Below are 4,710 nucleotides of genomic sequence, written 5' to 3' on the forward strand. Positions count from 1 at the left end.
ACCCAGGAGGAGATCGAGGCGGTCGTACGGGAGCTCAACGAGGACCCGGAGTGCACCGGCTACATCCGGGCGGCGCACGATGCGCCGCCCGGCTCCTGCGCGTTCCGGGACGGTCAGCGGACCATCCTGGTCCGGAGCTTCGCGAGCGTCCGCAGGTCCAGGCCGAGGCCGTCCGTGAGGTAGCCGTAGAAGCTGCCGTAGTCCGCGTCCAGCTGGGCGGTCGCCGCGTCCAGGTAGTCCTGGCGGACCTCCTGGAGCGGTATCAGCAGGTCCGGGTTCTGCATCCGCCCGGACTGCTCGAGGCCCGCCCGCACCTGGGCGTCGTACGCGGCGCGGAAGGCGTTCGACGCGAGGTAGTCGCTCGTGGCGGTGTCCTCGGGTACGGCCAGGGCGCGCAGCAGGACGTAACCCATCCAGCCCGTCCGGTCCTTGCCCGAGGTGCAGTGGAACAGGAGCGGGTCCTGACCGCCGTCCGCGATCTCCCGCAGCGTCGCCGCGAACTGCGCCCGGTTCTCGGGGCTGGTCACGAAGGTGCGGTAGATGTCGCGCATGTAGGCCTCGGCCCGGCCGCCGCCGAGCATCTGCTCCTGTGCGGCGGGGTCGCCGCTGGAGATCGCGCCGAGGAGCGTGGCGTACAGGCCGAGGTCGCTGACCGGGCGGGAGGTGGCGGTGAGTCCAGCGGGCAGCCGGTCGGCGCCGTCGTACCGGAGCTCCAGCGGGATGCGGAAATCGACGACCTTCTTGAGGCCGAGACCGGAGACGGTGGTGACGTCCGCCGGTGTGAGCTTGCCGAGCGCGTCGGAGCGGTAGACCAGCCCCTGGCGGACCCGGCCGCCGGTCCAGGTGCGGTAGCCGCCCAGGTCGCGGACGTTGACCGCGCCCTGGAGGGGGATCTGGCGAATCGTTTCCGCCTGCTGGTGGTACCGGCCGGAGGCGGAGGCGCCCGCCGCCGGCGCGGCGTACGCGGAGGCGGCGGGCAGAGCGCTGAGGGCGAGGGCGGAAGCGAGTACCGCGGTCACCAGGCGGGTTCGGGCACGGCTCATCTGTGGCGACTCCTGAGGAGGAGAAGGGGGATCACCCTGGTGGTGGCAGGGCGTCGGGCGGGTGCAGGCGTTCCAGCCGTGCCAGCACCGTGTGTGCCTCGGCCATGACGCGGGCGACGAGCTCCGCACAGGACGGCAGATCCTCGATCACCCCTGCGACCTGGCCTGATGCCATGACGCCGAGGTCCGTACGGCCCTCGACCATGGACGCCTTCAGGAGCATGGGGGTGTTCGCGGCGAGCAGCACCTGGCTCCAGGACAGGTCCTTGCCGTGTTTCATCGCGAGGCCGTCGCGCACCATCCGCGCCCAGGACAGCCCCGACAGCCTGCGGAACGCGGCCGCGTGCCGGACCGCCCGCGCCAGGGCGCGGGTGCGGCCCGCCCGTTCCAGGGAGGCGACCAGCTCGGTACGGAGCATCCGGTGCGGCAGCCCGTCCACGGCCGTCGTGACCGTGACGTCCCTGACGCCGGCCGCCAGGTAGCGGGCCTTGACCGCGTCCGGGACCGTGGAATCCGAGGTCAGCAGGAAGCGCGTGCCCATCGCGATGCCCGCGGCGCCGTACGACAGCGCGGCGACCAGGCCGCGCCCGTCGTGGAAGCCGCCCGCCGCGACCACCGGGATGTCCACCGCGTCGACCACCTGCGGCAGCAGGACCGTCGTGGCCGTGTCCCCGGTGTGCCCGCCGCCCTCGCCGCCCTGCACGATCACCGCGTCGGCCCCCCACGCCGCGACCTTCTCGGCGTGCCGGCGGGCCCCGATCGACGGGATCACCACCACGCCCGCGTCCTTGAGCCGGGCGATCAGCTCCTTCGACGGGGCGAGCGCGAACGAGGCGACCCGCACGCCCTCGTCGACGATCAGCCGGACCCGCTCGGCGGCGTCCCCCGCGTCCGCCCGCAGATTGACCCCGAACGGGGCCTGCGTACGGGAGCGGACCTCGCGGACCGCCGCCCGCAGCTCCTCCACCGTCATCGTCGCCGAGGCCAGGATGCCCAGGGCGCCCGCGTTGGCCGCCGCCGACACCAGCCGGGGACCCGCAACCCAGCCCATGCCCGTCTGCACGACCGGGTGCTGCACACCGACCAGCCGGGTGAACGCCGTCTCCATCGCGTCAGCCCCGCACTTCCCGGTCGCGCAGCCCCTGCGGGTCGATCACCTCGCGGATCAGCCGCAGCTCCTCGGCGCTCGGCTCCCGCGTGTACGGCACCTCGCCGTCGACCGCCAGGGCGAACCCGGTGGCCTCCCGGACCTGTTCGACGCTCACGCCCGGATGCACGGAGGCCAGGCGCATCGAGTGGTCCGGGCCGCCGAAATCGAAGACGCCGAGATCGCTGACCACCCGCGGCAGCCGGTGGAAGCGGGTCACCCCGGCCGCCTCGGCCCGGTCGTGACCGACCCCGCTCACCATGTCGACCCGCTCGACGAACACCCGCGGAGAATGCCGCGGCACCCAGTAACTCACCGGATTGTTCAGCGTGTTGACGGGCGCACCGCGCACCCCCAGGAGCTGGCGGGCCGGCCGGGCCCAGTCGCCGATGCAGGAGATGTTCTGGTTGCCGAACCGGTCGATCTGGCTGGCGCCCATCATCACGTGCCGGCGCCCGCCGGTGACCATCGTCAGATGCCGCCGGTACGGGAGCCAGCCCTCGGTCTCCCCGTCCAGCCCGACCAGCAGGGCCTCGCCGTCGGTCAGCAGCAGATCGGGGGAGAACGTCCGCTTCGCCAGCCGGGCCCCGAAGGACGGGATCAGGCCCATCGGACTGGCGAGCACCTCGCCGTCGCCGCGCCAGGCCTCGGCGCAGGCGATCACGCAGTACTCCGCGCGGGACGCGGCCGTCGCTGTGCTCACTGCTGCTCCTCGTGCCAGGCCCGGACGGCCGACTGGTAGGCGTGCTCGCCGCCGCCGGACAGGAAGCGGGCGCTGAACTCCGGCCAGGGGGTGGCCGCGTACAGCTTCTGGAAGGCCTCGTCGCGCCCGTAGTCGGGGACGCAGGAGGTGAAGTGCGCGCCGTTCGGGGTCTCGACGACACCGGTCACCGAGTGCCGGCTGACCAGCAGGGACTGCGGTGGCCCCGCCTTGGCCAGCTCGGAGGTCTCCACCAGCTGCTCGCAGGAGACGTACGCGGCGTCGGCGGCCTCGCAGAACAGGTCGTCGAAGTACGGGTCCGGCCCCAGGTACTGGGCGTTGCCGAGGCGGTCGGCGCGGTTCAGGTGGACCAGCGCGGCGTCCATCCGCAGGGCGGGGACGGCGACGAACTCCTCGCCGTCGGCGTACGGGGAGGTGACGGTCCGCAGCTCCGGGTTGACCCGCATGACGTCGGAGCCCAGGCCGGCCCGGACGGGGAGGAACGGGAGCCGGTTCGCGGCGGCGTGCAGGCCCCACATGAACATGGCCTCGTCGAGCTCGGTGAGGGTGAAGGCGCCGCTCTCGCGGGCGGCCCGGAAGTGCGGCTCCAGCGGGATCGAGTCGAGGGTGGCGAAGGGGGCGACGAGCCGGCGGATCCGGCCGGCGGCCGCGAGCAGGCCGACGTCGGGGCCGCCGTACGAGACCACGGTGAGATCGGTGATCTCGGAGCGGAGCAGTGCCCGCACCAGGGCCATGGGTTTGCGCCGCGACCCCCAGCCGCCGATGCCGAGGGTCATCCCGCTGCGCAGCCGCGCGACCACCTCGTCGGGGGTCATGGACTTGTCGCTCATGAACGCTCCTTCCCGCCGGACTCGCCGAAGGTGTCGCGGACCCGGTCGGCGACCCCGCTCAGGTTGGCCTCGAACGTGAACCCCTGCTCGAAGCGGTAGCTGCGCCGTACGTCGACGGGGTCGATGCCGTTGATGGCCGCCTTGGCCAGTCGGATCAGGTAGCCGTCCTTGCGCGCGATCTCGGCGGCCAGTTCGAGGGCCGCGTCCCGCACCCGCGCGGGCGGGACCACCTGCCACACCGAGCCGTGCGCGTGCAGTTCGGCGGCGGTGGCGGTGCGGGAGGTGTAGTAGAGGGCGCGCATCAGGTGCTGCGGGACCAGACGGGCCAGGTGGGTGGCGGCGCCGAGCGCTCCCCGGTCGAGCTCGGGGAGCCCGAAGGTGGCGTCCTCGCCGGCCACGATCGCGTCGGCGTTGCCGACGAGGCCGATGCCGCCGCCCAGGCAGAACCCGTGCACGGCCGCGACGACCGGCACCTCGCACTCGTACACGGCGGCGAAGGCCTCGTAGCAGCCGCGGTTGGCGCCGATGAGGGCGCCGTGGCCGGTGTCGCGCTGCATCTCCTTGATGTCGACGCCGGCGTTGAAGCCGCGGCCCTCGGCGGCCAGGACGACGCACCGCGTCGCGGGGTCGCGCCCGGCGGAGCGCAGGGCGTCGGCGAGGTCGTACCAGCCCTGTACCGGAAGCGCGTTGACGGGCGGGAAGTCGACCGTGACCAGCGCGACGCCCTTGTCGGGGCTTGAGGTGGAGACACCCATGACAGGATCAGCTACCTTTCCACCAAACATTTGTTAGGTGAGGAAGGTAGCAGCCCATGGAGCTGGACGGGAGGGTTGTCGTCGTCACCGGCGGAACCCGCGGCGTCGGGGCCGGAAACGCCCCGTCGTTCCCCGAAACGCGGGCGCACGGCCTCGTCTGCCCCCCCCCCCCCCCCCCCCAACCCCGTTCCCCCCCCCCGCGCCCCGCCGACGA

6 protein-coding genes are annotated in these 4,710 nt (G+C 73.2%); 1 reads left to right on the top strand and 5 read right to left on the bottom strand.

The features are described 5' to 3' along the window. Positions 1-183: hypothetical protein (locus ACFXA3_RS35925; protein ID WP_385194192.1), on the top strand; the 183-nt coding region annotated here is incomplete at its 5' end. Here the strand turns inward: ACFXA3_RS35925 and ACFXA3_RS35930 are convergent. From ACFXA3_RS35930 to ACFXA3_RS35950, 5 genes are read right to left on the bottom strand one after another with little or no spacing between them, the layout of a single operon-like run. Next, positions 114-1,043, bottom strand: coding sequence for a tyrosine-protein phosphatase (locus tag ACFXA3_RS35930; RefSeq protein ID WP_385194181.1), 930 nt, complete (start codon positions 1,041-1,043; stop codon positions 114-116). The genes ACFXA3_RS35925 and ACFXA3_RS35930 overlap by 70 nt on opposite strands. Before the next feature lie 31 nt (positions 1,044-1,074). Then, positions 1,075-2,151, bottom strand: a complete 1,077-nt coding sequence (locus ACFXA3_RS35935) for an NAD(P)H-dependent flavin oxidoreductase (RefSeq protein WP_385194183.1) — start codon at positions 2,149-2,151, stop codon at positions 1,075-1,077. Between the two features lie 4 nt (positions 2,152-2,155). Next, positions 2,156-2,893 carry a CoA-transferase subunit beta gene (locus ACFXA3_RS35940; protein ID WP_385194185.1) on the bottom strand — a complete coding sequence of 246 codons (738 nt, stop codon included), beginning with the start codon at positions 2,891-2,893 and terminating at the stop codon, positions 2,156-2,158. Next, complete coding sequence (locus ACFXA3_RS35945; protein WP_385194188.1) at positions 2,890-3,741, bottom strand: CoA transferase subunit A; 852 nt, start codon at positions 3,739-3,741, stop codon at positions 2,890-2,892. The genes ACFXA3_RS35940 and ACFXA3_RS35945 overlap by 4 nt, the downstream gene beginning before the upstream one ends. Further along, complete coding sequence (locus ACFXA3_RS35950) at positions 3,738-4,496, bottom strand: enoyl-CoA hydratase family protein (protein ID WP_385194190.1); 759 nt, start codon at positions 4,494-4,496, stop codon at positions 3,738-3,740. Before ACFXA3_RS35950 ends, ACFXA3_RS35945 begins: the two co-directional genes overlap by 4 nt. Positions 4,497-4,710 lie beyond the last annotated feature (214 nt).

The organism is Streptomyces sp. NPDC059456, assembly GCF_042750055.1.
In the GTDB taxonomy this organism is placed as follows: Bacteria; Actinomycetota; Actinomycetes; order Streptomycetales; family Streptomycetaceae; genus Streptomyces.